Source organism: Streptomyces sp. NPDC029138 (assembly GCF_055564375.1).
The window spans coordinates 1-26,539 of record NZ_JBVHWM010000048.1 but is presented as its reverse complement, the minus strand read 5'-3'; the positions used below and the strand labels follow the sequence as shown (position 1 = coordinate 26,539).

Genomic DNA, 26,539 nt, shown 5'->3' with positions numbered 1-26,539 from the left:
CAGGTGCTATTCAGTTGTTCTTTCCGACCAGTGCGTAGGTCTGCGTCGCGATCTCCAGTTCTTCATCCGTCGGCACCACCGCGACCGCCACCCGGGCGGACTCCGGCGAAATCAGGCGCGGACCGTCACCGCGTACGGCGTTCCGCTCCGGGTCGACCGCCAGGCCCAGGCCCTCCAGGCCCGCGATCGCCGCCTCCCGCACCGGTGCCGCGTTCTCGCCGACCCCGGCGGTGAAGGCCACCGCGTCCACCGTGCCGAGCACGGCGTAATAGGCGCCGATGTACTTCTTGATCCGGTGAATGTAAATGTCGAAGGCGAGCGCCGCCTCTTCGTCGCCCTCGTCGATCCGGCGGCGGATCTCCCGCATGTCGTTGTCCCCGCACAGACCGAACAGACCGCTCCTCTTGTTGAGAAGAGTGTCGATCTCGTCCATGGACATATCCCCAACCCGGGCCAAATGGAAGATGACGGCCGGGTCCAGATCACCGGATCGCGTACCCATGACGAGCCCCTCCAAAGGCGTCAGCCCCATGGAGGTGTCCACGCACCGGCCCTTCTCGACCGCCGAGGCGGAGGCGCCGTTGCCCAGGTGCAGCACGATCACGTTGACCTCGGACGGGTCCTTGCCCAGCAGCCGCGCGGTCCGACGGGAGACGTACGCGTGCGAGGTGCCGTGGAAGCCGTAGCGGCGGATGCGGTGGCGGTCGGCGATCTTCGGGTCGATCGCGTAGCGCGCCGCGGAATCCGGCATCGTCGTGTGGAACGCGGTGTCGAAGACGGCGACCTGGGGCAGGTCCGGGCGGAGCGCCTGCGCGGTCCGGATGCCGGTCAGGTTGGCCGGGTTGTGCAGCGGGGCGACCGGGATCAGCCGCTCGATCTCGGTGAGCACCTCGTCGTCGATGACGGTGGGCTCGGTGAAGAACATCCCGCCGTGCACCACCCGGTGGCCGATCGCGGCCAGCTCCGGGGAGTCCAGGCCCAGGCCGTCCCGGGTCAGCTCCTCGGCGACCGCCTTCAGGGCGGCGTCGTGGTCGGCGATCGGCCCGGTGTGCTCACGGGTGTCGCCACTGGTGAGGCAGGTGTGCTCGATCCGGGAGGTCTGCTCGCCGATGCGCTCGACCAGGCCCACCGCGAGCCGGCCGCTGTCCCGCATGTCCAGCAGCTGGTACTTCACCGACGAGGAGCCGGAGTTGAGGACGAGGACACGGGTGGGGGAGGTCACTGCTGGGACGCCTTCTCACTGGGGTTCTGGGCCGGGCTCTGGGCCTGGATCGCCGTGATGGCGACGGTGTTGACGATGTCCTGGACGAGCGCGCCCCGGGACAGGTCGTTGACCGGCTTGCGCAGCCCCTGGAGCACCGGGCCGACGGCGATCGCGCCGGCCGAGCGCTGCACGGCCTTGTAGGTGTTGTTGCCGGTGTTGAGGTCGGGGAAGATCAGCACGCTGGCCTGCCCGGCGACCTCGGAACCGGGCAGCTTGGTCGCGGCGACGGACGGCTCCACGGCCGCGTCGTACTGGATCGGGCCCTCGATCTTCAGATCGGACCGGCGCGAGCGGGTCAGCTCGGTGGCCTCGCGGACCTTGTCGACGTCGGCGCCCGACCCGGACGTACCCGTGGAGTACGACAGCATCGCGATCCGCGGCTCCACGCCGAACCGCGCGGCCGTCGTCGCCGACTGGATGGCGATGTCCGCGAGCTGCTCGGCGTCCGGGTCCGGGTTGACCGCGCAGTCGCCGTAGACCAGCACCTTGTCGGCCAGGCACATGAAGAACACCGACGAGACGATCGAGGCGTCCGGCTTGGTCTTGATGATCTCGAAGGCGGGCCGGATGGTGGCCGCCGTGGAGTGCACCGAGCCCGACACCATGCCGTCGGCCAGGCCCTCCTGGACCATCAGGGTGCCGAAGTAGTTGACGTCCGACACGACGTCGTAGGCCAGCTCGACCGTGACGCCCTTGTGGGCGCGCAGGGCCGCGTACTTCTCGGCGAAGGAGTCGCGCAGCTCGGAGGTGGCCGGGTCGATCAGCTGGGTGTCGCCGAGGTCGATGCCCAGGTCCGCGGCCTTCTTGCGGATCTGGTCGACCGGCCCGAGCAGGGTCAGGTCGCACACGCCCCGGCGCAGCAGCACCTCGGCCGCGTGCAGCACCCGCTCCTCGGTGCCCTCCGGCAGCACGACCCGCCGCTTGTCGGAGCGGGCCTGTTCCAGCAGCTTGTGCTCGAACATCATCGGGGTGACCCGGTCGCTGCTCGGCGCCGAGACCCGGCGGGCCAGGTCGGTGGTGTCGGCGTACCGCTCGAACAGGCCGAGCGCGGTCTCCGCCTTGCGCGGGGTGGCCGCGTTCAGCTTGCCCTCCAGGGAGAACAGCTGCTCGGCGGTGGGGAAGCTGTTGCCGGACACCGAGAGCACCGGGGTGCCCGGGGCGAGGCGGGCGGCGAGGGTGAGGATCTCCTCGCTCGGCACCTCGTTCAGGGTGAGCAGCACGCCGGCTATCGGCGGGGTGCCGGCGCTGTGCGCGGCGAGCGAGCCGACGACCAGGTCGGCGCGGTCGCCCGGGGTGACGACCAGGCAGCCCGGGGTCAGGGCGCCCAGGAAGTTCGGCAGCATGGCGCCGCCGAAGACGAAGCCCAGCGCGTCCCGGGCCAGCCCGGAGTCGTCGCCGAGCAGCACCTTGGCGCCGAGGGCCTGGCCGATCTGGGCGACCGTCGGCGCGGACAGGGCGGGCTCGTCGGGGAGCACGTACGTCGGCACCGGCAACCGGTTCGCGAGCCGCTCGGCGATCTCGTCGCGGTCCTCGCGGGCCACCCGGTTGGCGACCATGGCGAGCACGTCGCAGCCGAGGCCGTCGTAGGCGCGGTAGGCGTTGCGGGTCTCGGCGAGCACGGACTCGGCGGACTGCTTGCGGCCCCCGACCACCGGGATCACGGACGCGCCGAACTCGTTGGCGAGCCGGGCGTTCAGCGACAGCTCGTCCGGCAGCTGGGTGCCGGCGTAATCGGTGCCGAGGACCAGGACGACGTCGTAGTCCCGGGCCACCAGGTGGAAGCGGTCGACGAGGGCGGAGACCAGCTCGTCGGTGCCCTGCTCGGCCTGGAGCGCGGACGCCTGGTGGTAGTCCATGCCGTACACGGTCGCCGGGTCCTGCGCGAGGCGGTACCGGGCCCGCAGCAGCTCGAACAGGCGATCCGGGCCGTCGTGGACAAGTGGACGGAACACGCCCACCCGGTCGACCTGCCGGGTCAGGAGTTCCATGACCCCCAGCTCCACGACCTGGCGTCCGTCACCGCGGTCGATCCCGGTCACGTACACGCTGCGCGTCACGTGTCCACTCCGTTCCTCATGTCGCTTTCGTCGCCTCTTTGGCATAAAAATCGCTCACCGAGGTGAGCAGAACCCTCTTGACAGTACCCCTGCCGCCGGATAAGGCGCCCGTCAGGATCTCACCGGCTCCACGGACGTGAAACAATCGACACCGGCTCACCGGCACACGACAGCGAGCAGGAGACACAGCACGATGCGCATCGGAGTTCTCACCGCAGGCGGCGACTGCCCCGGCCTGAACGCCGTGATCCGGTCGGTCGTGCACCGGGCGGTGGCGCAGTACGGCGACGAGGTCATCGGTTTCGAGGACGGCTACCGGGGTCTGCTCGACCGCCACTACCGCACCCTCGACCTGGACGCGGTCAGCGGCATCCTGGCCCGTGGCGGCACCATCCTCGGCTCCTCCCGGCTGGAGCGCGACCGGCTGCGCGAGGCCTGTGAGCGGGCCACCGACATGGTCGAGGAGTTCGGCATCGACGCGCTGATCCCGATCGGCGGCGAGGGCACCCTGACGGCCGCCCGGATGCTGTCCGACGCCGGCCTCCCGGTCGTCGGCGTGCCCAAGACCATCGACAACGACATCTCCTCGACCGACCGCACCTTCGGCTTCGACACGGCCGTCGGCGTGGCCACCGAGGCGATGGACCGCCTGAAGACCACCGCCGAGTCCCACCAACGGGTGATGGTGGTCGAGGTCATGGGCCGGCACGCCGGCTGGATCGCCCTGGAGTCCGGCATGGCCGCCGGCGCCCACGGCATCTGCCTGCCCGAGCGGCCCTTCGACCCCGCCGACCTCGTGAAGATGGTCGAGGAGCGGTTCGCCCGCGGCAAGAAGTTCGCCGTCATCTGCGTCGCCGAGGGCGCCCACCCCTCAGAGGGCACCATGGACTACAGCAAGGGCGAGATCGACCAGTTCGGCCACGAGCGCTTCCAGGGCATCGGCACCGCGCTGGCGTACGAGCTGGAGCGGCGCCTGGGCAAGGAGGCCAAGCCGGTCATCCTCGGTCACGTCCAGCGCGGCGGCGTTCCCACCGCGTACGACCGTGTCCTCGCCACCCGCTTCGGCTGGCAGGCCGTCGAGGCCGCCCACCGGGGCGACTTCGGCAGGATGACCGCGCTGCGCGGCACCGACATCGTGATGGTGCCGCTCGCGGAGGCCGTCACCGAGCTGAAGACGGTGCCGAAGGACCGGATGGACGAGGCCGAGTCGGTCTTCTAGGCGGTTCGAGGCGGCTTTCTAGGCGGTCCTCGCCGCCACGCCCTGCCAGAAGGTGTCCACGATCCGGTCCAGGAACTCCTGGCCGGACTCGCTGGCGCTCCTGCTGCCGCCACCCCAGCTGAGGGTGGCGGCCATGTGCCCCTGGTAGTCCTGGTGGAGTTCCTGGAGCACCCCTTCGAGGACGCCCGTGTCCACCGTGGCCAGTTTTCGTACCGGCCGCACATAGGCCTGCCAGCGGGTGGTCACCGCGCTGTGCAGCAGGCCGGCGAGCTTCGCCTCGCGGCCGGTGACGGCGACGAAGTCGGGCAGGGCGAGATCAAGGACCTGGGCGAGCGCGGCCGACTGGCGTTCGTTGCCCCGCCACTGCCCGCTCTCCTCCGTGCGCAGATACGACCGCACGTCCATGCCGACGGCGCGGGCGACGTCCTCGGGCGCGACGGCACGGGCGATGCGATGCTCGCGCAGGGTTCGCGGGCGGCCGAGGAGTTCGCCCGGGGAACACCACAGCACGCCCGCGAGAGCGGTCAGTTCCGGATTGCTCGGGGTGACGACACCGCGTTCCCAGGCGATCACCAGATCGGGTGTGACATACGGCAGCCCGTACGAGGCCCGCATGCCGTAGGCGACGTGCTCGGGGCCCATGCCGAGCGCGGCGCGCAGCCGGCGGGCCGCCGGGGCGTTGAACGGAGGAGCTGAGGGTTGGCGCACCCCGCACAAGCTAGGGGTGCGGTGACGGGATGGCTACGGTCTGGTCGGCCAGGATCACGGATTGTCGGAACGCACAGTTCCGGCCGTTCGGTATGCAACGGACGGAACACCCTTCCGGCTCACCCCTTGACCGCCTTCCGGTTCACCCCTTGACCGCGCCGCCCAGGGCGAACCCGCCGCCCAGCCGCCGTGCCACCAGGACGTACAGGAGGATCACCGGCGTCGAGTAGATCACCGAGAACGCGGCGAGCTGGCCGTACGCCACCATGCCCCGGTTGCCGAAGAAGTCGTTGATGCTCACCGAGGCCGGCATCTGCTCCGGGGTGAGCAGCAGCATGAACGGGACGAAGAAGTTCCCCCACATCATCACGAACGAGAACACGGTGACGACGGCGAGCCCCGGCCCCATCAGCGGCAGCACGATCCGGACGAGGGACTGCGCCGCCGAGGCCCCGTCCGTCCAGGCCGCCTCCTCCAGCTCCGTCGGCACGCCGTCCATGAAGTTCTTCATCAGCCAGATGGCGAACGGCAGCTGGGAGGCGGCGAAGAAGAAGATCGTGCCCTGGAGGGTGTCGATGAGGTTCACCCGGACGAACAGGGCGTACACCGGCACCATGATCGCGGTGATGGGCAGGCTCGTCGCGAACAGGATCGTCAGCAGGAACGGCCGGTTCAGCCGGGACCGGAACCGGGACAGCGGATACGCGGCGAGCGCGGCGCAGCCGACGGTCAGCGCCGTGGCGCCGCCGCACAGGATCAGGCTGTTGAGCAGCGGGGTGTAGGTGATGTCCGGGGTCAGGATCGCGTCGAAGTTGGCCAGGGTGAGGCCGTCCGGGACCTTGACCCGGAGGCCGGCGTGCGGGTCCACGGCGGACAGCAGCACCCAGGCGAGCGGCAGCGCGAAGGCGGCGGCCACGGCCAGCAGGGAGACATCCGCGGCAAGCCGCCGGGAGGAGCGCTTACGGGCCATCAGACCTCCGTCCGCAGCAGCCGCAGATAGACGACGGAGAACAGGGAGCCGACGACCAGCAGGAGCAGGGCGACCGCGGTGCCGTACCCGATCATGCTGTTCTGGAAGGCCTGTTCGTACATGAACAGCGGCAGCGTCTGGCTCCGGTCGCCGGGCCCGCCCCGGGTCATCACCCAGATCAGCCCGAAGACGGAGAGCGTCTGGAGGGTGTTGAGCATGAGGTTGGTGCCGATGGAGCGCCGGATCATCGGCAGCGTGATGTGCCACAGCCGCCGCCACCCGCCGGCCCCGTCCACCTCGGCGGCCTCCGTGATCTCGGCGGGGATCTCGTCCAGCGCGGCGGAGTACACGAGCATCGAGAACGCCGTCCCGCGCCAGACGTTGGCGAAGGACACCGCGAGGATGGGCAGCGTGAACAGCCAGTTCTGGCGGGGCAGATGGAGCCAGTCCAGGATCGCGTTCAGGGTGCCCTCGCGTCGGAAGAACGCGTAGAGCAGGAACCCGGCGACGACCTCCGGCAGCACCCACGCGGTGACGACGACCCCGCCGGCGAGGGTACGGACGGGCTTCGACGCGCGCTTCATCAGCGCGGCCAGCGCCAGCCCCAGCGTGTTCTGCCCGATGAGCGAGGACAGCACCGTGAACACCAGGGTCAGCCAGACGGCGTTCAGGAACGCGTCGTCCTGGAACGCCCGGCGGAAGTTGGCGAAACCGACGAAGGAGGAGTGGGCCTGGCCGGTCAGCTGGAGGTCGGTGAAGGCGATCCAGAGGCAGTAGGCGATCGGCCCGGCGAGGAAGAGGAGCAGCAGGACCAGGGCGGGGCCGACCGGGAGGGCCCGGACGGCCAGGTTCCGGCGCCTCACTTGTGGACCACTTGGCCGCCGGTGACGTCCTTGACCGTGGCGTCGTACTCGCTCGCCGCCTTCTCCACGGACAGGTCACCGGTCGTGACCCCCTCCATGGCCTCCTGCACGGCGGTCGACACCTTCGGGTACGCGGGATACGCCGGCCGGTAGTGGGTGCTCGCGACGAGGTCGGTGAAGAACTTGATGCCGGGCTGGGCGCCTGCGTACGCCGGATCGGCGGCGACGTCCTTGCGTACGGCGATCCCGGAGTTGGCGATGTACCACTTCCGGGCGTTGTCCTTCGTCTGCATCGTCCGGACGAAGTCGAAGGCGAGGTCGGGGTTGGCCGCCTTGGCCGGAATCGACCAGGTCCAGCCGCCGGACATGCTCACCTTGCCCGGCGCCTGCCCGGCCTGCGTCGGCATGGCGGCGAGCCCCAGCTGCTTCGACCAGTCCGGCCACTCGTGCCCGCTGCCCGGCAGCCAGGCCTGCGGCAGCCAGGAGCCGTCGAGGGCGATGCCGAGCTTTCCCTGGGGCAGCAGTTCGCCGTTGACGGTGGTGTTGAAGTTCGGGTCGAGGGCGTCGGAGACCTCGGGGCCGAGCTTGTCCTTGTAGACGGTCTCGATGAAGCCGAGAGAGTCCTTGAAAGCCTGCGAACCCGTGATCCACTTCTTGCTGCCACTGTCGTACATCGGGTCCTGTGTGCCGTCGCCGGTGCCGTACAGCAGCATCTCGAAGCCCTGCATGGTGGCGCGCTCACCGGCCGGCTTGCCGGTGTAGACGTTGAGCGGGATGACGCCGGGGACCTTCCGCTTGATGGTCCGCGCGGCGGCGAGGACGTCGTCCCAGGTCTTCGGCTGCCAGTCCAGCGGCAACCCGGCCTTCCGGAACACCCGCTTGTCGAACCAGAGCCCGCGCGTGTCGGTCCCGTCCGGGACGCCGTACGTCTTCCCGTCCTGGCCCTTGGCCGCCGCCTTCGCGGTGTCGATGAACTGACTCCAGGCGGGCCACTTCGCGAGGTACGGGTCGAGCGGCTTCAAATACCCGCTGGTGATGTCGGAGTTGATGAGGAAGGTGTCCTCGTAGACGAGGTCCGGGGCGGTGCGCGGCGAGCGCAGCATCTGCTGGAGCTTGGTGTAGTACTCCGAGTCCGGCGCCTTGATCGGCACGAACTCCACCTTCTTGCCGGGGTACTTGTGCTCGAACTGCTTCTTGATCCCGGCGAGGTAGGTGTCCATCACCTTGACGGAGTTGTCGGTGGACTGCTTGTACGACACCTTGATGGTGTCCGGGCTGCTGCCGGAGCCGCTGCCGCAGGCGGTGAGCGCGGTGGCGGCGAGAGCGGCGGTGAGGAGGAGGGAGAGGGGGAGGCGGCGGGAGTGGGCGGCGGTGGGGCGCACGGGCATGACCTCCTGAGCACACGTGGGGGTGGCGCGGAGATGAACTGCCGTGTGAACGTAAGAGGAGTGGTCTAGTCAGGTCAATGCGTCTGCGCGGGATTGATCCTCGGCGGACTACAGCAGATGGTCCGCCTTGCCGGCCTTGATCTCCCGGATGAGGGCGCGGAGGACTTCGCGGGAGTCGGTGAGGGCGCGGTCCTCCTGGCCGGAGACGGCGATGTAGGCGTTGCCTTCGGGGTCGGTCCAGCTCCGCCGACCGGCCGGTGAAGCCGAGGGGGCGGGGCGGCAGGGCGGCGGTCGCGCGCGGGACCGGGCCGTGGGCCGTGCCCTTACCGGTCTCCGACCTGCTTGCCGACGACGGGCCCGTGGAAGGTCCCGCCCCGGAAGTCGATGTGGTCGCCCCCGTGGCGTGCTTGGGGTCCCTCCTCGGAGTCGCCGGACCCCGTGCGGCGGGGCTGGTGCTTGCGCAGCATCGCGACCGCCACGGTCGCCGCGTGCGCGGCGGCCCGCTGCTGCGAGCCGCCGGCGTCGGCCCGGCGCTTGTTCCGGTCCGCGCGGTCGCTGACGCCCCGCACCACGAGCGCGTCCACCTGTCCGCTCAGGTGCGCCGCCTGGGCCGCTCCGGAGCCCTCCATCTCGATGGCGCCCGCGTCGTTGTAGTGGGCCTCCATGTGCCGGGCGATGTCCGACCTGGAGTCGGCCAGTACCACGTCACCGGTCGCGATCGGCGCGAAGTGCACCCGGACCTCCGGCAGGTCCCGGGCCGCGGAACGCGCCGCCTGCTCCAGCGCGTGCGAGCCGGGCAGGGCTCTCGGGCGGACCTTGAAACCGTCGTGGGCCTGCTTGCCGCCGTGGATCTCGTAGACCTGCGTGCCCACCACGACGTCGCCGATCTCGATGTCGTCCTTCAGGCTCCCCGCGACCCCCACGAAGAGGACGGCCCCGGGACGCAGCCACTCGATGAGCTGGGCCGTGAGCGCGGCGGCACGCTCGGCCCCCACGCCCAGCTCGCTGATCGCCAGGTGCCAGGAACTGTCCGGCAGCCGGCCCGTCTCGACGCGGGTCCCGTTGGGGTGGACGCGTTCGTGCCGCTCCGGGAGGTACGCCCGCACAGCGGCGTATTCCAGGGGCAGTGCGGTCAGGACCAGAACGGTGGGTTGAGTCTCCGGCACACTCATAAGGTACTGCCGGTACTGCCGGGGGAAGGGGCTCATGTGCCGGAACGAGACGTCACCGTGGGGCAGTTGCTGCTCACCGAGTACCAGACCGTCAAGGACGAGCAGAAGACGCGGATCGGGTTCCGGGACAACCTGCTCTACGTCACCCTGACGGTGGTGGCGGCCGTCATCGCGGCGGCGGCCCAGGCCAGACAGGCCGCGATGCTGCTCGCGCTGCCGCCGGTGTGCGTCGTTCTCGGCTGGACGTACCTCGTCAACGACCAGAAGATCTCGGCGATCGGGGCGTACGTGCGGGGCGACTTGGGACCCCGGCTCGCCGCACTGGCCCAGGCGGAGGGCGGCGAGGTCTTCCGCTGGGAGAGCGCGCACCGGGAGGACACCCGGCGCGTGTCCCGGAAGATGACGCAGTGCGTGGTGGACCTGCTGGCCTTCTGCGTGGTGCCGCTGAGCGCGCTCGTCGTGTACTGGGCGGGCGGTGACGTCTCCGCCGGGCTGGCGGTCGTGTCCGTGCTGGAGGCGGTCGCGGTCGTGGGGCTGGGCGTGTGCGTGGTGCAGTACGCCGTGCCGTTCCGGGCGGGGGGTGGGACCGGGTGAGCGATGTCGTCGACTTCCGGGGCGGGGACTTCCGCGGGCCGGTCATCGGCAAGGCGGAGTACAAACAGCAGGCACCGGCACCGACAGCCCTGGACGCGCTGCCGCCGAGGGCCGCCGGACTCACCGGCCGGGACGAGGCGTTGGGCCGGCTGAGGGTGGCGCTCGATCCCTCGGGCTCCGGTGGCGAACAGGCCGTCCTCGTCACCGCCGTGTCGGGGCTCGGCGGCATCGGCAAGACGGCGCTGGCGGTGCGGGCGGCGTACGCGGCGCGGGAGGCGGGGTGGTTCCCGGGCGGCGTGCTGTTCGTGGACCTGCACGGCTACGACGACACTCCGGTCACGGCGGACCAGACGTTGCAGTCCCTGCTGCGGGCGCTCGGCGTGGAGCCCGCGCACATTCCGGCCACGGCGGACGAACGGGCCGGACTGTACCGGTCGGTGCTGGCCGAGCGGGAGGCGGTGCTGATCCTGGCCGACAACGCGTCGTCGCCGGAGCAGGTACGGCCGCTGCTGCCGGGGGGTGAGCGGCACCGGGTACTGATCACCTCCCGCCACCGGCTGCCCACACTGGGCGCCCGGCTCCTGACCCTCGGTGAGCTGCCACCGGACAGTGCCGTCGCCCTGCTCGACCGGGAGCTGCGGGCCGCGGACGCCGGGGACTCCAGGATCGCGGACGACCGGGAGTCGGCAGCCCGGCTCGCGGAACTGTGCGACCGTCTTCCGCTGGCCCTCCAGATCGCCGCCGCCCTGCTGTGCGCCGACCCCGGCACACCGGTTCATGAGCTGTGCTCCGACCTCGCCAACGCCCGGAGCCGGGTCGACCGACTCGATGACGGTGAGCGGAGCGTACGTCTCACCTTCGAGCTGTCCTACCAACGACTGCCCGGGGCAGAGGCACGACTGCTACGCCTGTTCGCCCTCCTGCCCGGCAGGGAGTCGGGGCTGCCCGCTGTCGAAGCCCTCCAGGGCGACGAGCCGGGCGCATGCCAGGCTTTGCTGAGCGCGCTGGAACGGGCTCACCTGCTGGAACAGGGCAGACACCGGGGACGCTGGCGGCTGCACGACCTCGTCGCGGAATTCGCCGCGGGCAAGGTGACCACGGCCGAGCGTGAAGCCGCGAGGGAACGCGTCCTGTCCTTCTACCTCACACAGGCTCAGGCGGCGGATCGGAGGTGGCGGGGCAAGCATGCCCAGGGCTCTTCGCCCCAGCCGTTCCGCGATCGCGAAGAGGCCCTCGCCTGGCTCGACGAGGAGCGCGAGAACCTGGTGGGGGCCACCCGGTGGGCCGCCGTGCGGAAACTCTCCTTCGACGCGTCCTCGCTGGCCGCCGTGCTGGCCGACTATCTGGAGTGGCGCCGCTACTTCGACGACGGAGTCACCGTCAACCGCTGCGCCCAGGCCGCCGCGGAACGAGCCGGCGACGCACACGGTGAGGCCGATGCCTGGAACAGGATGGGAATCGCGCTGCGCGGAACCGGGCGCATGCAGGAGGCCTTCGACGCGTGCCGGCGGGCGTACGCGCTCTACGACTCCCTGGAGCGCGACGGCGGCAAGGCCAAGGCCCTTTCCAACATGGGCATGATCCGCAACGACGTCGGAGAAGTCGATGAGGCCGTCGACGCCCTGCGTCACGCTCTCGCGCTCCTCCGGCGGACGGGCGACCGGCACGGCGAGGCCGGTGCCTGGAACAACCTCGCGATCACCTACCGCAAGGCCGGCCGGGTGAAGGAGGCGTTGAGCGCCCTGAAGCGTGCCCTTGAGCTGTACCGGGAGACCGGCGACCGGCTCCGCGAAGGCCGTGCCTGGCACAACTACGGGATCACGCTCAACGTGTCCGGCAGGACCCGGGCAGCCCTGGACGCCTGCCTCAACGCCCTGGACATCTGCGAGACCTACGAGGACAGGCACGGCGAGGGGCAGACCCTCTACGCACTCGGGTTGATCCACGAGACCGCAGGGGAGCCGGCACACGCGCGGTCGTACTGGCTCCGTGCCGCGGAGGCCTACGACCGCGCGGGCTCCGCCCGGGACGCAGCGTACGCCCGTCGCGCGGCCAGATTTCTGCCCCCGCACGGCACAGGTGAGCCTCCCGCCCTCACCGCCCCTGCCGCACCCACCGATACACCAGCTCCGGCCTCCCCACCTGCCCGTACAGCGGACTCCGGCCGGCCCTCCCCGCGTCCACCAGGTGTTCCAGGTACCGGCGTGCGGTGATCCGGGAGATGCCCACCGCCTCGGCCACTCCGGCCGCCGTGAGCCCCTCCGAAGCGGCGTCCCGCAACGCAGCCGTCACTCGCTCCAGCGTCGGCCCGCTCAACCCCTTCGGCAGGGCCGCCGGTGTCGGGGCGCGCAGGGTGGCCAGGGCGCGGTCCACCTCGTCCTGGCCGCTCGCCTCGCCCACCGCCGCGTGGAACTCGGCGTACCGGACCAGCCGGTCGCGCAACGTCGCGAAGGTGAACGGTTTCAGGACGTACTGGACGACGCCCAGGGAGACACCTTCCCGCACCACCGCCAGGTCGCGTGCCGAGGTCACCGCTATCACGTCCGCGTGATGCCCGGCCGCCCGCAGGGACCGGGCCAGCTGCAAGCCGTGGACGTCGGGGAGGTGCAGGTCCAGCAGCAGCAGGTCCACCGGTGTGCGGTCCAGGAAGCGCCGCGCCTCCGCCCCCGTGTGCGCCTTCCCGACCGCGACGAACCCCGGCACCCGGCCGACGTACATCACGTGCGCGTCGGCGGCCACGGGGTCGTCCTCGACGACGAGGACGCGGATGGGCTGCTGCTCGTTCGTCATCCGCTGCCGCCCCCGGACGTGCGCAACGGCAACCGCACCTCGAACACCGCTCCGCCCTCCTCCGCCTCGGCCACCGTCAACGTGCCGTCGTGGCGGTTCACCGCCTGCCGGACCAGGGCCAGCCCGAGTCCCCGTCCGCCGGGTTCGGCCGGCTTCGTGGAGAACCCCCGCTGGAACACCAGGTCGGCGTGGGCGGGGTCGACCCCCGGGCCGGTGTCCGACACCCGGAGCACCACTTCGGCGGCCGTAGCGTACGCCGTCACCGTCACCCGGGCCCGCACGCTGCCCTGCGCCGCGTCCACGGCGTTGTCGATCAGGTTGCCGAGGATCGTGACCAGGTCGCGGGCGGACAGGCTCTCCGGGAGCAGGCCGTCGTCCAGCCGGCTGTCCGGTGAGACCACCAGCTCCACGCCCCGCTCGTTCGCCTGTGCGGTCTTGCCCAGCAGGAGCGCGGCCAGCACCGGCTCGCTGACCGCCGCCACCACCTGGTCGGTCAGGGCCTGCGCCAGCTCCAGCTCGGCCGTGGCGAAGTCCACCGCCTCCTCGGCCCGGCCCAGCTCGATCAGGGAGACGACCGTGTGCAGGCGGTTCGCGGCCTCGTGCGCCTGTGAGCGCAGTGCCTGGGTGAAGCCCCGCTCCGAGTCCAACTCGCCCATGAGGGACTGGAGTTCGGTGACGTCCCGGAGGGTCGCGACCGTGCCCCGGTGTTCGCCGCCCGAGACCGGGGACGTGTTCACCACCAGCACCCGGGACGCCGTCAGGTGCACCTCGTCCACCCGGGGCTCCGAGGACAGCAGGGCGCCCGTCAGCGGGGCCGGCAGTCCCAGGCCGGCCACCGAGCGGCCGATCACGGCCTCCTCCGGGCCCACCCCGAGCAGCTCCCGGCCGCCGTCGTTGATCAGCGCCACCCGGTACCGGCCGTCCAGCATGAGCAGCCCTTCGCGGACCGCGTGCAGCGCGGCCTGGTGGTAGTCGTGCATCCGGCTCAGTTCGGTGGCGTTCATGCCGTGGGTGTGGCGGCGGAGCCGGGCGTTGATGACGTACGTGCCGACCGCGCCCAGCAGCAGGGCCACGCCCGCCACCCCGAGCAGGGCCGTGACCTGGTCCTGGACCCGGGCGCTGATCGTCTCCACCTTGATGCCGGCGCTCACCAGGCCGACGATCCGGCCGTTGTCCGAGATGGGGGTCACCGCGCGGACGGACGCGCCGAGGGTGCCGGTGTAGGTCTCGGTGAAGGTGCGGCCGTGCTGGGCGGGGCCGATGTTGCCGAGGAAACGTTTGCCGATCTGCTTCCTGTCGGGGTGGGTCCAGCGGATGCCGGACGGGTTCATGATCGTCACGAAGTCGACGTTGGCGTCCCGCATGACCTGGAGGGCGTACGGCTCCAGCCGGGCCGTGGGGTCGGGGGTGCGGATCGCCTCGCGGACCGAGGGGGAGTCGGCGATCGACCGGGCCACCGCCGTGGCCTGCCGGGCGGCGGCGTCCTCGGCCTGCCGCTGGTCGCTGACGTAGGTGAACAGCGCGTACCCGGCCACGACCACCGCTATCAGCACGGCCTGTATGGCGAACAGCTGGCCGGCCAGGCTGCGGGGCCGCGGGAGGGTGGGTACGCGCATGTCAGCAGTGTGCCTCTCGGGTTAAGCGTGAACTAAATGAACGGAAGGGTGACCGCCCTCACAGGCCGGGAGATAGTCACGGCATTCCCCAAAAACGCCCGGACGTGAGCCGCACGCCGGTTGTTAGCCGACGAAGACGTCAAGGAGGGCAGTCGTGGCCGCCAGCACTGCCGACACGGCACCTGCCGCACCCCGCGCGAAGCGGGACCGGACTCATTACCTGTACATCGCCGTCATCGCGGCGGTCGCGCTCGGCATCGCCGTGGGGCTGATCTGGCCCGATGCCGCGGTGGAGCTGAAGCCGCTGGGCACCGGGTTTGTGAACCTGATCAAGATGATGATCTCGCCGATCATCTTCTGCACGATCGTGCTCGGCATCGGATCGGTACGGAAGGCCGCCAAGGTCGGCGCCGTCGGCGGTATCGCTCTCGGCTACTTCCTCGTGATGTCGCTCGTGGCGCTCGCCATCGGGCTCGTCGTCGGCAATGTGCTGCACCCGGGTGACGGACTGCACATCACCAACGCCATCAAGGCGACCGGGCACGACCAGGTGTCCCCCGACGCGCTGCCGCCCGTCGACTTCGTGCTGTCGATCATCCCGACCACGTTCGTCTCCGCCTTCACCGAGGGCCAGGTGCTCCAGACGCTGCTGGTGGCCCTGCTCGCCGGGTTCGCGCTCCAGGCCATGGGCTCGGCCGGACAGCCGGTGCTGCGCGGCATCGAGCACATCCAGCGGCTCGTCTTCCGCATCCTGTCCATGGTGATGTGGGCGGCGCCGATCGGTGCCTTCGGCGCCATCGCGGCGGTGGTCGGTTCGGCCGGTGTCGACGCGCTCAAGAGCCTCGCCGTACTGATGCTCGGCTTCTACGTCACCTGCTTCCTGTTCGTCTTCGTCGTGCTCGGCGCACTGCTCCGGGTCGTCGCGGGCCTGAACGTCTTCTCCCTGTTCAAGTACCTCGCCCGCGAGTTCCTGCTGATCCTGTCGACCTCTTCGTCGGAGTCCGCGCTGCCGCGGCTGATCGCGAAGATGGAGCACCTGGGCGTCAGCCGGCCGGTCGTCGGCATCACCGTGCCGACCGGGTACTCCTTCAACCTCGACGGCACGATGATCTACATGACCATGGCGTCGCTCTACATCGCGGACGCGCTGGGTACGCCGATGTCGGTCGGCGAGCAGATCCCGCTGCTGCTCTTCCTGCTGCTGGCCTCCAAGGGCGCGGCCGGTGTCAGCGGTGCGGGTCTCGCCACCCTGGCCGGCGGTCTCCAGTCGCACAAGCCGGCGCTGGTCGACGGGGTCGGGCTGATCGTCGGCATCGACCGGTTCATGAGCGAGGCGCGGGCGCTGACGAACTTCGCGGGCAACGCGGTCGCGACGGTGCTCGTGGGCACGTGGACCAAGGAGATCGACAAGGTCCGGGTGCGGCGGGTGCTGGCCGGGGAGCTGCCGTTCGACGAGACCACGCTGCTGGACGAGGGCGGGACCGAGGTGACGGAGGTTCCCGAGCCTCGGGAGGACGGCCAGAAGGAACTCGCCAAGGCCTGATCCACCATAGAAGTTCCGGACGTCCGGCCCCGCCTGAACCCGGGCCGGGCGTTCGGGTACCGCCGCCGGGCGGCTGAGGCTCCCCCGTAACTCAGCCGCCCGGCTCCTCCCTTTGCTCGGACACCCTGATCAGACACTTCCTTTTGCTACGACACCTCGGCCACCAGCTCGGTGGCCCGTGAGGCGGGTACGCCCGCCGCGGTCAGGACGGCGACCGTGGCGGAGCGGCCCGCCTCCTCCGCTGCCAGGAGGCCGTCGTTCACCGCCTCCATCACCGCGAAGAGCATCTGCTCGTGCACGTACGCGAGGGCCGGCGCGGGCAGCGGGGAGCTGAAGGCGCCCTCGTCCAGGCCGCGCTGGAGGAGGCGGATCCTGTTCTCGCGCAGGGGGGCGAGACGTTCGCGGATGCCCTGCACGGTGACCGTGCGCTGCGCCAGGGCGATCAGCAGCCGGTAGCGGTCGGCGACCGGCCACAGGGCGAGCACCGAGCGGGCCACCGTCTCCGCCGGGTCGGTCACTTGGGCGCCGGCCCGGGAGTCCGCGTCCGCCAGCGCCTCCACGGCTCCGTCGACCAGGGTGCTGATCAGCGCCTCCCGGCTGGGGAAGTGGCCGTAGACCGTCCGTCGTACGACCCCCGCGGCGCGTGCGATCTGGTCCATGGAGGCATCCGGATCGCGCAGCAGTTCGGCGAGGGCGACGTCGAGGATGCGGCGCCGGTTGGCGTCGGCGCGGCTGGTGTTACCCGTGGTCATGGCGGTCATTGTGCCTCCCCGGAGGCTTCCCGGCGTCTTCCGTCGACTTGCACAGTGCTGTGCAACGACGTACATTGCACATGGTTGTGCAATTGCACGCCGTTTTGCAAGTCTCGTCGCGTACCCGAGGAAGGCGACCCCTGCCATGCGACTCGTCATGACCGAACCGGTCGAGAGGATGGACCGCCCCTACGCCCGGCGGTGGTGGGCGCTGCTGGTGCTCTGCCTCAGCCTGCTGATCATCGTGATGGCGAACACCGCGCTCACGGTCGCGGCGCCCGACATGACCCGGGACCTCGGGCTCTCCAGCGCCGACCTTCAGTGGGTGATCGACGGCTACACCGTGCCCTACGCGGCGCTGATGCTGCTGCTCGGCGCGATCGGCGACAAGTACAGCCGGCGCGGGGCGCTCGTCCTCGGTCTGGTGGTGTTCGGTGGCGGGGCCGTCTTCGGGTATCTCGCCGACAGCGCGGCGACCGTCATCGCGGCCCGGGCCGTGATGGGCGTCGGCGCGGCGCTGATCATGCCGGCCACGCTCTCCCTGCTGGCCGCGACCTTCCCGCGCGCCGAGCGGGCCAAGGCGATCACGCTGTGGACCGCAACCGCCGGGCTAGCCATCGCCGCCGGACCGGTGGTCGCCGGCGCCCTGCTGCGCGACCACGGCTGGTCCTCGACCTTCCTGATCAACGTACCCGTCGCGGCCGTCGCGATCGTCGCCGCCTTCGTCCTCGTCCCGCCGTCCCGGGCCGGTCACCACGACCGCGTCGACCTCGTCGGCGGCCTGCTGTCGGTGCTCTGGGCCGGCGCGCTCGTCTACATGATCATCGAGGGCCCGCACTTCGGCTGGGGAGTCAAGGCCGTCGGGGCGGCCGTCGCCGCGGGCGTCGGCCTGCTCGCCTTCGTCCTGTGGGAGCTGCGTCACCCGCGCCCGATCCTGGACGTGCGCCGGTTCACCGGCCGCCGGTTCGCCGGCTCCAACCTCGCCGTCGCCCTGTTCTTCCTGGCCGTCTTCGGCGCGTTCTACTACCTCACCCAGCACCTCCAGTTCGTCCTCGGCTACGACGCCCTGGAGACCGGTGTGCGGATGCTGCCGCTCGCCGGCGCCGTCTTCGTCGGCTCGGCCCTGACCGGCTGGCTCACCCCGCGCCTCGGCATGAAGTGGACCGTCAGCGCGGGCATGGTCGGCGGTACGACCGCCCTCGCCCTGCTCACCCGGGTGGACGCGGGCTCCACCTACGGCGACTTCGTGGCGCCCCTGATCGTCCTGGGTCTCGCCATCGGCCTCGCCCTCTCGCCCTGCACCGACGCCATCATGGGCGCGTTCCCGGAGTCCGAGCTGGGCGTCGGCGGCGCGGTCAACGACACCTCGCTGGAGCTGGGGGGCTCGCTCGGCATCGCCCTCCTCGGCTCGCTGCTCGCCACCTCCTACGGCGACCACCTGTCCGGCGCCACCGCCGGCAGCAAGCTCCCGGCGAGCGCCCTGGACACCGCCCAGGACTCGGTCGGCGCCGGGTACGCCGTCGCGGAGGGCATCGGCGAGAAGGCGCGGCAGGCCGCCGTACAGGCCCAGCAGGCGAGCGACCCGCAGCAGGCCGCGCAGCTCAAGCAGCAGGCCGGTGAGCTGTCCGCCGGTGCCCGGCAGATGGCCGACGCGGTGGGCTCCGCCTTCTCCGACGCGGTCGCCCACACCAGCCTGGTCGGCGCGGTGATCCTCGGCATCGGCACCGTCCTGGTGGCCGTCCTGCTGCCGCGCCGCGAGGCCGGCACGCCGGAGTCCACGACCGAGGAGAAGGAGCTGGTGGACAGCGCGGCCCGCTGACCGCCTGCGCACGCACAGCCGTGAACCCGGCCCCGCCCACAAAAAAATCCCCTGAGCAATTGCGCTCGGGGGATTCCTGTGCGTATATTCAATGATTCGTGACTTCATTTCGATGAATCACGAAGACATTTACTGAGCAGAGTATATCCGGGCGGGAGCGGAATTGTCAAACACCGACTTTCCAGACGATGAAATCCGGCACGAGCAGGAATTCATCGACGGGCTGTACGCGCGCGTGGACGTGCTGCGCGGCGCGGCCGAGACCTCCGTCGCCGACGCGCTCGCCCAGGGCGACAAGCCCATGCAGGCCCGGCTGGAGCGGGACATCCTGGTCGCCGAGCGCTCCGGGCTGCTCGCCGCGCTGAACGCCGTTGACGGCTCGCTCTGCTTCGGCCGGATCGACCTCGCCGACGGCACCACGCACCACATCGGCCGGATCGGGCTGCGCGAGGACGACGCCGAGCGCACGCCGGTCCTCATCGACTGGCGGGCCGATGTCGCCCGCCCCTTCTACCTGGCCACCGGCCACACCCCGATGGGTCTGCGCCGCCGCCGGCACATCGCCTCCGAGGGCCGGACCGTCACCTCCCTGCACGACGAGATCCTCGACCTCGGCGACGCCACCCGCACCGGGCACGAGGACCACAATGGCGACGCCGTCCTGCTGGCCGCGCTGAACTCCGCCCGTACCGGCCGGATGAGCGACATCGTGCAGACCATCCAGGCCGACCAGGACCGGATCATCCGGGCGCCCCACCGGGGCTTGCTGGTCGTCGAGGGCGGTCCCGGCACCGGCAAGACCGCGGTCGCCCTCCACCGCGCGGCCTATCTGCTGTACGAGCACCGGGAGCTGCTGGCCCGCCGGGCGGTCCTCATCGTCGGCCCCAACCCGGCCTTCCTCGGCTACATCGGCGAGGTGCTGCCCTCCCTCGGCGAGACCGGCGTGCTGCTGGCCACGGTCGGCGAGCTGTTCCCCGGCGTGAAGGCCACCGCCGCCGACACCCCCGAGGCCGCCGCCGTCAAGGGCCGTGCCGGCATGGCCGACGTGCTCGCCACCGCCGTACGCGACCGGCAGGCCCTGCCCGACCCGGTCATCGCGATCGAGCACGACCGCGAGGTGCTCATGCTGGACGACGGCCTGGTGAACGTCGCCCGCGAGCGCACCCGCGCCGCCAAGCTGCCGCACAACGTCGCCCGTGAGTACTTCGAGGGGCACATCCTCAACACGCTCACCGAGCTGTACGCCGAACGCGTGGGCACCGACCCCTACGACGGCAGCAGCCTGCTCGACGCCGCCGACATCACCCAGATCCGCGACGAACTCGCCGAGAACCCCGAGGTCTGGGACGCCATCGACCAGCTGTGGCCCCGGATCACCCCGCAGCGGCTGGTCGCCGACTTCCTCGCCGAGCCCGACGGCTACCTGCCGAAGGAGGACGCCGAGGCGATCCGCCGCCCGGTGACCCGCGCCTGGACCGTCGCCGACGTCCCGCTGCTGGACGAGGCGGCCGAACTCCTGGGCGAGGACGACCGGGTGGCGCGCGCCCGCGCCGAACGCGAACGCGAGACGCAGGTGGCCTACGCGCAGGGCGTCCTGGACGTCTCCTACGCGTCCCGGACCTACGAGTTCGAGGACAAGGAGGACGACGACCCGGACTCTTCCGAGGTCCTGTCCGCGCACGACATCATCGACGCCGAGCGGTTCGCAGAGCGGCAGGAGGAGGCCGACCACCGCAGCGCGGCCGAGCGGGCCGCCGCCGACCGCACCTGGGCGTTCGGGCACATCATCGTCGACGAGGCGCAGGAGCTGTCGCCGATGGCCTGGCGGCTGCTGATGCGGCGCAGCCCGACCCGCTCGATGACCCTGGTCGGCGACCCGGCCCAGACGGCGGAGGCGGCCGGCGTCGGCTCCTGGGCGGACATCCTCGCGCCCTACGTCGAGGACCGCTGGGAGCACACCCGCCTGGGCGTCAACTACCGCACCCCGGCGGAGATCATGGACCTGGCGGCGGCCGTGGTCCGCGCCGAGAACCCGGACTTCGAACCGCCCAGTTCCGTCCGCTCCACCGGCGAACGCCCCTGGGTGCGGCGGGTGACCGACGACCTGCCCGGCGCGGTCGCCAAGGCGGTCGCCGAACTCACCCCGACGGAGGGCCGGCTCGCGGTGATCGCCCCGCGCGACCTGCACCGCTCCCTGGCCGCCCGCCTGGACGGCGTCACGGCCGGCGCCGAGCCCGACCTGACGCGGACGGTCGTCCTGCTCGACCCCCGGCAGTCCAAGGGCCTCGAATTCGACTCCGTCCTGGTGGTCGAGCCGGGCGCCTACGGCACGAGCGACCTGTACGTGGCCCTGACCCGGGCCACCCAGCGGCTCGGCGTGCTCTCCGCGGGCGAACTCCCGAAGGCGCTCGCCACGGGCGTCACCGGGCCGTAGCCGTCGGGGCGGGGCTTCCACCGGCCGTCGGTGACGCCGACGGCGGTGGGTGGCCCGGGTGCAGCGTGGCGGACAGCGGGGCCAGCTCCGCGCACAGCTCGGCCGGGAATTCCGGAACCCTGCGCCGGACTGCCTCGCAGCCTCCGGCGGCACTCTCGAAGACCGGCTTCCAGCCGGAGCGCTCCGCCCGGAAGAACCAGCGGTCGCCCAGCCGGGCCGAGCAGGCGGGGTTCTTGTCGTCGGAGTCGCACGCCGGGCCGGTGCGCCAGGAGAAGTCCAGGACCAGCCACCTGCCGTCGCAGTGCTCGGCGTCCCGGTAGGTGTGCTGGGGCGCCCCGGCCGCGATCAGCGCCTGGTCGTAGGAGGCCGGGGTGCAGCCGGTGGCCGGCGGATGGCAGCCGAGGCGCCCGCACATCCGCAGGGCGGGCGGCTTCGCGCCGTCAGCGGTGAAGACCGTGCGGTTGTCGACCACCAGCTCGCGCTCGCCCAGCGGCTCGGGCAGCCGTACCCGGACCGTGGCCGTCGTCTCCTCGACGCACCCGGAACGCCGGTCACCGGACGGGGAGGTGAAGGTGATCTGCACATGAACGGTGCCCGGCACGGCGCCGTACTCGGCGTCGGTGTCGACCGCCTTGAGGTTCCGTACGCAGGGGTGCCTGCCGCTGGGCACGTCCGCGTCGATGCTCAGCGTTCGGTGGTCGGCGCCGATCCGGGCGGCGGTGACCCGGGAGGGCTCCGCGAGGGTCCAGGGGACCGGCCCGGTCGCCGTGGGCGTCGCCCCTCCGCCTCGCCCCGCCACCTGGGTGCCGCAGCCGCTCAGCAGGAGAACGGCCACGGCACACAGCAGGGCGGTCAGTGCTCTGTACTGCCGCACGTACCTCAGTCCCCCCGTGGTACCCCGAAGACGTGCGGCCACTATAGGACGCGCACCACCCGGTCAGGCCGGGCGGAGCCACACCGTCGCCAGCGGGGGCAGGGTCAGGCGGATGCTCGCCGGGCGGCCGTGCCAGGGCTGGGGCTCGGGCTTCACGACATCCGGGTGGGTGACGTCGCTGCCGCCGTAGCGGGCCGCGTCGGTGTTCAGGACCTCCACCCAGGCCGGGATGTCGTCCGGGACCCCGAGGCGGTAGTCGTGGCGGACCACGGGAGCCAGGTGGGAGACCGCGAGCAGCGGGGTGCCCTCGGCGTCGTGGCGCAGGAACGCGAAGACGTTGTCCTCCGCCGCGTCGCCGGTGATCCACTCGAAGCCCGCCGGGTCGGTGTCCCGCTGCCACAGCGCCGGGGTCGCCCGGTACACCGCGTTCAGATCCCGGACGAGGTCCCGCACGCCCCGGTGGTCCGCCTCGGCGCCGTACGCCGGGTCGAGCAGCCACCAGTCGGGGCCGTGCGCCTCGGACCACTCGGCGCCCTGGGCGAACTCCTGCCCCATGAACAACAGTTGCTTGCCCGGGTGGGCCCACATGAAGGCCAGGTAGGCCCGGTGGTTGGCGCGCTGCTGCCACCAGTCGCCCGGCATCTTCGACACCAGGGACCGCTTGCCGTGCACCACCTCGTCGTGGGAGATCGGCAGGACGTAGTTCTCGCTGTAGGCGTACACCATCGAGAACGTCATCTCGTGGTGGTGGTACCTGCGGTGCACGGGGTCGTGGCTCATGTACTGGAGCGAGTCGTGCATCCAGCCCATGTTCCACTTCAGCCCGAAGCCGAGCCCGCCGAAGCCGCTCGGGCCCTTGTGGTGGGTGGGCCGGGTGACGCCGTCCCAGGCCGTGGACTCCTCGGCGACGGTCACCACGCCCGGGCAGCGCCGGTAGACGGTGGCGTTCATCTCCTGGAGGAAGGCCACCGCGTCCAGGTTCTCCCGGCCGCCGTGCTCGTTCGGCGTCCACTGGCCCGGCTCGCGCGAGTAGTCCAGGTAGAGCATCGAGGCGACCGCGTCCACGCGCAGCCCGTCGATGTGGAACTCCTCGCACCAGTACACGGCGTTCGCGACGAGGAAGTTGCGCACCTCGCGCCGGCCGAAGTCGAACTCCAGCGTGCCCCAGTCGGGATGGGCGGCCCGCAGCGGGTCGTGGTGCTCGTACAGCGGACGCCCGTCGAACTCCGCGAGGGCCCAGTCGTCGCGTGGGAAGTGCGCCGGCACCCAGTCCATCAGCACCCCGATGCCGGCCTGGTGCAGCTTGTCCACCAGGTACTTGAAGTCGTCGGGGGTGCCGAGCCGGGCCGTCGGGGCGTAGAAGCCGGTGACCTGGTAGCCCCAGGAGCCGCCGAAGGGATGCTCGGCGACCGGCATCAGCTCGACGTGCGTGAAGCCCATCTCCTTGACGTACGCGGGAAGTTGCTCGGCCAGCTGGCGGTACGTCAGCCCCGGACGCCAGGACGGCAGGTGCAGCTCGTAGACCGAGAAGGGGGCCGCGTGCACCGGGGTGTCCGCCCGGTGCGCCAGCCACTGGGCGTCACCCCACTCGTGGTGCGAGGCGTGCACGATCGAGGAGGTGGCGGGCGGCACCTCGGTACGGCGGGCCAGCGGGTCGGCGCGCCGGGTGCGCGAGCCGTCCGGGCGGGTGATCTCGAACTTGTACAGCTCGCCCTCGCCGATCCCCGGCACGAACAGCTCCCAGACCCCGGTGCCGCCGAGCGAGCGCATCGGGAAACCGGTGCCGTCCCAGAAGTTGAACCCGCCCGTGACCCGGACGCCTCGCGCGTTCGGCGCCCACACCGCGAACCGGGTGCCGGTGACGCCCTGGTGGGTGGTGACGTGCGCGCCGAGCGCCTGCCACAGCTGCTCGTGCCGGCCCTCGCCGATCAGATGCAGGTCCAGGTCGCCGAGGGTGGGCAGGAAGCGGTAGGCGTCCTCGGTCTCGTGCACCGTGCCGTCGTACGTCACCAGCAGCCGGTAGGCGGGGACCTCGGTGAGCGGGAGCAGGCCGGAGAAGAAGCCGTCGCCGTCGTCGTGCAACTCCGCCCGCAGCTCGCCCGAGACCACGGTGACCGCCCGCGCGTACGGGCGGAACGCACGGAAGGCGACCCCGCCCGGGACGGGGTGCGCGCCCAGCACGGAGTGCGGATCGTGGTGGGTGCCGTGCAGCAGCCGTTCGCGGTCGCCGGCGTCGACGGCCGGGGACACGGCGACCTCCGCACGGGGTGCCGGTGCCTGCGGGGGGACCGCGACGGCGGGTGCCGGTGCCCGCGGCGGGACGTCCACGGCGGGCGGCGGTGCCTGCGCGGGGACCTCCTGGGCCGGCGGCTTCCTGGCGGCGGTCTTCTTCCTGGCCGCGGATTCCTTCTTGGCCTTGGATTCCTTGTGGGCCTTGGATTCCTTGTGTCCCTTGGGGGTCACGGACAAGCCTCCTGGTCGGGCAGGGCGAGGCGGCGCACCGCGCTCAGCGGTACGGGGAGCCAGTCGGGCCGGTGCCGGGCCTCGTAGACGACCTCGTAGACCGCCTTGTCGGTCTCGTAGGCCCGCAGCAGCACCGGGTCGGTACGCGGATCGCGGCCGGCCACCTCCGCGTATCCGGAGCAGTAGGCGGCCCGGCAGGTGTGCGCCCACTCCGGGGCGGGCGGGGTCGCCGAGTGGGCCGCGTAGTCGAAGGAGCGGAGCATCCCCGCGATGTCCCGTACCGGCGGCTGCGGCATGCGCCGCTCGGACAGCGGCCGGGCCGGCTCGCCCTCGAAGTCGATCAGCGACCACGCGCCGGACGGCGAGCGCAGGCACTGGCCGAGGTGCAGATCCCCGTGGACGCGCTGGGCGGTCCAGGTGCGGCCCTCGGCGGCGAGCGTGCCGAGCGCCTCGTACGCCGAGCGCAGCCCGCGCTCGTACGGCCGCAGCGCCGGCACCGCCTGCACGGCCGCCGCCAGCCGCTCGGTCATGCCGTCGACCAGCAGCTCCAGCTGGGTGTGGCCGAGGGTGACCGTCGGCAGGGCCCGGGCGAGCGCGGTGTGCACCTCGGCGGTGGCCCGGCCCAGCGCGCGGGCCTCGGCGGCGAAGTCCTCGCCCTTGGCCAGCTCGCGCAGCGCCAGCTCCCAGCCGTCGGCGGCGCCGCTCACAAACGGCTGGAGCACGGCCAGGACGTAGGTGTCCGCCGCCACCTCGGCGTGCAGCCAGGCCGTGGGCGCCGGCACCCGGGGGCAGCCCTCGCGGGCCAGGGCGAGGGGAAGCTCCAGATCGGGATTGACGCCGGGCACCACCCGGCGCAGCAGCTTCAGGATGAACGTATCTCCGTAGACCACCGACGAGTTGGACTGTTCGGCGGTCATCAGCCGGGCCACGAGGCCCGCCCGGATCTCCCGCGCCGGGTCCCGCTCGAAGCGCAGCCCGCCGATGCGGGCCTGGGTGCGCAGGGCCTCCAGGAGCACCTCGGCGGGCCGGGCGTCGTACAGGGCCTCGTACACCGTGCGTCCGGCGAGCGAGCCCTCGGTCACATGTCCGATCAGCGCGGGCGCGAGCCGGGGCGGCAGCGCCTCGCGCACGCCTATGAGGAGCTGGTAGCAGTCGCCGGGGTGCGGCGGGGCGCCGGGCACGGTGGGCTGGTGGACGCGCACGAGCAGGTGGTAGAGACCCAGCCGGCCGTCGGGCGGCAGCAGTTCGGTGACGGACACGGGGGTGAACCCGGTGACCGGGCGTCCCTTGCCCGCGAACCAGCGCTGCCGGGGCAGCCAGGCGCGCAGCAGGGGATCGAGCGAGGCGAGGAGTGAACCGGTGGTGCCGGAAGAGGTGACCGTTTCCGCCATGGGCGTCACGTCCTTTCCCCGGGGGGCGTCGGGGTGTTACTGATGCGTGCCCCGGGTGGGACGGTGGAAACGCCGCACCGCCCCACCCGGGCCCGCGCTATACGGGTTCCCGCCGCAGCCGGAACCAGTAGAAGCCGTGTCCCGCGAGGGTGAGCAGGTACGGCAGCTCGCCGATCGCCGGGAACCGGACCCCGCCGAACAGCTCGACGGGATGCCGCCCGCCGAACCGGCTCAGGTCCAGCTCCGTGGGCTGCGCGAAGCGGGAGAAGTTGTGGACGCACAGCACGAGGTCGTCCTCGTACTCGCGCAGGAAGGCGAGCACCGCCGGGTTCGACGACGGCAGCTCGGTGTAGGACCCCAGTCCGAAGGCAGGATTCTGCTTGCGGATCTCGATCATGCGGCGGGTCCAGTGCAGCAGGCTGGAGGGTGAGGCCATGGACGCCTCGACGTTGGTGACCTGGTAGCCGTAGACCGGGTCCATGATCGCGGGCAGGAACAGGCGTCCCGGGTCACAGGACGAGAAGCCCGCGTTGCGGTCGGGGGTCCACTGCATGGGGGTGCGTACGGCGTCGCGGTCGCCGAGCCAGATGTTGTCGCCCATGCCGATCTCGTCGCCGTAGTA

General features: G+C 71.5%; 20 protein-coding genes. 6 read left to right on the top strand and 14 right to left on the bottom strand.

Features of this window, described 5'->3' with window-relative positions; all coding sequences use genetic code 11:
* Positions 1 to 10: 10 nt before the first annotated feature.
* Together ACZ4WH_RS29935 and pta are read right to left on the bottom strand one after the other, a co-directional pair.
* Positions 11 to 1,222 (bottom strand): acetate kinase, encoded by a 1,212-nt coding sequence (locus ACZ4WH_RS29935; RefSeq protein ID WP_468186478.1) that lies wholly within the window; start codon positions 1,220 to 1,222, stop codon positions 11 to 13.
* A complete protein-coding gene (pta, locus tag ACZ4WH_RS29930; RefSeq protein WP_468186475.1) occupies positions 1,219 to 3,321 on the bottom strand; it encodes a phosphate acetyltransferase in 2,103 nt (700 codons plus the stop codon). Before pta ends, ACZ4WH_RS29935 begins: the two co-directional genes overlap by 4 nt.
* Before the next feature lie 193 nt (positions 3,322 to 3,514).
* On the opposite strand from pta, the gene ACZ4WH_RS29925 reads away from it, so the two are divergent.
* The gene (locus ACZ4WH_RS29925) at positions 3,515 to 4,540 is read left to right on the top strand and encodes an ATP-dependent 6-phosphofructokinase (RefSeq protein WP_468186472.1); all 1,026 of its coding nucleotides are present in this window, start codon (positions 3,515 to 3,517) and stop codon (positions 4,538 to 4,540) included.
* An 18-nt stretch (positions 4,541 to 4,558) separates the two neighbouring features.
* Here the strand turns inward: ACZ4WH_RS29925 and ACZ4WH_RS29920 are convergent, their stop codons facing one another.
* The 5 genes from ACZ4WH_RS29920 to ACZ4WH_RS29900 all read right to left on the bottom strand — a co-directional run bounded on the left by ACZ4WH_RS29920 (position 4,559) and on the right by ACZ4WH_RS29900 (position 9,641).
* Positions 4,559 to 5,248: a helix-turn-helix domain-containing protein gene (locus tag ACZ4WH_RS29920; protein WP_468186469.1), complete on the bottom strand. Its 690-nt coding sequence runs from the start codon at positions 5,246 to 5,248 to the stop codon at positions 4,559 to 4,561.
* Positions 5,249 to 5,390: 142 nt separating this feature from the next.
* Entirely contained in the window at positions 5,391 to 6,218 is an 828-nt protein-coding gene (locus tag ACZ4WH_RS29915) for a carbohydrate ABC transporter permease (protein WP_468186466.1), read from the bottom strand.
* Entirely contained in the window at positions 6,218 to 7,081 is an 864-nt protein-coding gene (locus tag ACZ4WH_RS29910; RefSeq protein WP_468186463.1) for a carbohydrate ABC transporter permease, read from the bottom strand. Before ACZ4WH_RS29910 ends, ACZ4WH_RS29915 begins: the two co-directional genes overlap by 1 nt.
* Complete coding sequence (locus tag ACZ4WH_RS29905) at positions 7,078 to 8,469, bottom strand: extracellular solute-binding protein (RefSeq protein ID WP_468186461.1); 1,392 nt, start codon at positions 8,467 to 8,469, stop codon at positions 7,078 to 7,080. Before ACZ4WH_RS29905 ends, ACZ4WH_RS29910 begins: the two co-directional genes overlap by 4 nt.
* 323 nt (positions 8,470 to 8,792) lie before the next feature.
* Positions 8,793 to 9,641, bottom strand: coding sequence for a 5'-methylthioadenosine/S-adenosylhomocysteine nucleosidase family protein (locus tag ACZ4WH_RS29900; RefSeq protein WP_468186586.1), 849 nt, complete (start codon positions 9,639 to 9,641; stop codon positions 8,793 to 8,795).
* Between the two features lie 36 nt (positions 9,642 to 9,677).
* Here ACZ4WH_RS29900 and ACZ4WH_RS29895 point away from each other — a divergent pair, with 36 nt between their 5' ends.
* Both ACZ4WH_RS29895 and ACZ4WH_RS29890 read left to right on the top strand, forming a co-directional pair.
* Positions 9,678 to 10,235 (top strand): hypothetical protein, encoded by a 558-nt coding sequence (locus tag ACZ4WH_RS29895; RefSeq protein ID WP_468186458.1) that lies wholly within the window; start codon positions 9,678 to 9,680, stop codon positions 10,233 to 10,235.
* Positions 10,232 to 12,448 (top strand): tetratricopeptide repeat protein, encoded by a 2,217-nt coding sequence (locus tag ACZ4WH_RS29890; protein WP_468186455.1) that lies wholly within the window; start codon positions 10,232 to 10,234, stop codon positions 12,446 to 12,448. The genes ACZ4WH_RS29895 and ACZ4WH_RS29890 overlap by 4 nt, the downstream gene beginning before the upstream one ends.
* Here ACZ4WH_RS29890 and ACZ4WH_RS29885 read toward each other — a convergent pair.
* Together ACZ4WH_RS29885 and ACZ4WH_RS29880 are read right to left on the bottom strand one after the other, a co-directional pair.
* Positions 12,330 to 13,025, bottom strand: coding sequence for a response regulator (locus tag ACZ4WH_RS29885; RefSeq protein ID WP_468186452.1), 696 nt, complete (start codon positions 13,023 to 13,025; stop codon positions 12,330 to 12,332). The genes ACZ4WH_RS29890 and ACZ4WH_RS29885 overlap by 119 nt on opposite strands.
* Positions 13,022 to 14,641 carry a sensor histidine kinase gene (locus tag ACZ4WH_RS29880; RefSeq protein ID WP_468186449.1) on the bottom strand — a complete coding sequence of 540 codons (1,620 nt, stop codon included), beginning with the start codon at positions 14,639 to 14,641 and terminating at the stop codon, positions 13,022 to 13,024. Before ACZ4WH_RS29880 ends, ACZ4WH_RS29885 begins: the two co-directional genes overlap by 4 nt.
* Positions 14,642 to 14,795: 154 nt before the next feature.
* On the opposite strand from ACZ4WH_RS29880, the gene ACZ4WH_RS29875 reads away from it, so the two are divergent.
* Positions 14,796 to 16,184, top strand: coding sequence for a cation:dicarboxylate symporter family transporter (locus ACZ4WH_RS29875; protein ID WP_468186446.1), 1,389 nt, complete (start codon positions 14,796 to 14,798; stop codon positions 16,182 to 16,184).
* Positions 16,185 to 16,330: 146 nt separating this feature from the next.
* On the opposite strand, the gene ACZ4WH_RS29870 is transcribed toward ACZ4WH_RS29875, so the two are convergent.
* A complete protein-coding gene (locus ACZ4WH_RS29870) occupies positions 16,331 to 16,945 on the bottom strand; it encodes a TetR/AcrR family transcriptional regulator (RefSeq protein WP_468186443.1) in 615 nt (204 codons plus the stop codon).
* Positions 16,946 to 17,081: 136 nt separating this feature from the next.
* On the opposite strand from ACZ4WH_RS29870, the gene ACZ4WH_RS29865 reads away from it, so the two are divergent.
* Both ACZ4WH_RS29865 and ACZ4WH_RS29860 read left to right on the top strand, forming a co-directional pair.
* Positions 17,082 to 18,755, top strand: a complete 1,674-nt coding sequence (locus tag ACZ4WH_RS29865) for an MFS transporter (RefSeq protein ID WP_468186440.1) — start codon at positions 17,082 to 17,084, stop codon at positions 18,753 to 18,755.
* A gap of 193 nt (positions 18,756 to 18,948) precedes the next feature.
* Positions 18,949 to 21,189, top strand: a complete 2,241-nt coding sequence (locus ACZ4WH_RS29860; protein WP_468186583.1) for a HelD family protein — start codon at positions 18,949 to 18,951, stop codon at positions 21,187 to 21,189.
* On the opposite strand, the gene ACZ4WH_RS29855 is transcribed toward ACZ4WH_RS29860, so the two are convergent.
* The 4 genes from ACZ4WH_RS29855 to ACZ4WH_RS29840 form a co-directional block, all read right to left on the bottom strand.
* Positions 21,176 to 22,063: a hypothetical protein gene (locus ACZ4WH_RS29855; protein ID WP_468186437.1), complete on the bottom strand. Its 888-nt coding sequence runs from the start codon at positions 22,061 to 22,063 to the stop codon at positions 21,176 to 21,178. The two genes, ACZ4WH_RS29860 and ACZ4WH_RS29855, sit on opposite strands and share 14 nt — an antisense overlap.
* A 63-nt stretch (positions 22,064 to 22,126) precedes the next feature.
* On the bottom strand, positions 22,127 to 24,526 hold the full coding sequence (gene glgB / locus ACZ4WH_RS29850; protein WP_468186434.1) for a 1,4-alpha-glucan branching enzyme: 2,400 nt from the start codon (positions 24,524 to 24,526) through the stop codon (positions 22,127 to 22,129).
* On the bottom strand, positions 24,523 to 25,917 hold the full coding sequence (locus tag ACZ4WH_RS29845; RefSeq protein WP_468186431.1) for a maltokinase N-terminal cap-like domain-containing protein: 1,395 nt from the start codon (positions 25,915 to 25,917) through the stop codon (positions 24,523 to 24,525). Before ACZ4WH_RS29845 ends, glgB begins: the two co-directional genes overlap by 4 nt.
* A gap of 97 nt (positions 25,918 to 26,014) precedes the next feature.
* The coding region (locus tag ACZ4WH_RS29840; protein ID WP_364825267.1) for an alpha-glucosidase C-terminal domain-containing protein at positions 26,015 to 26,539 on the bottom strand (525 nt) is incomplete at its 5' end.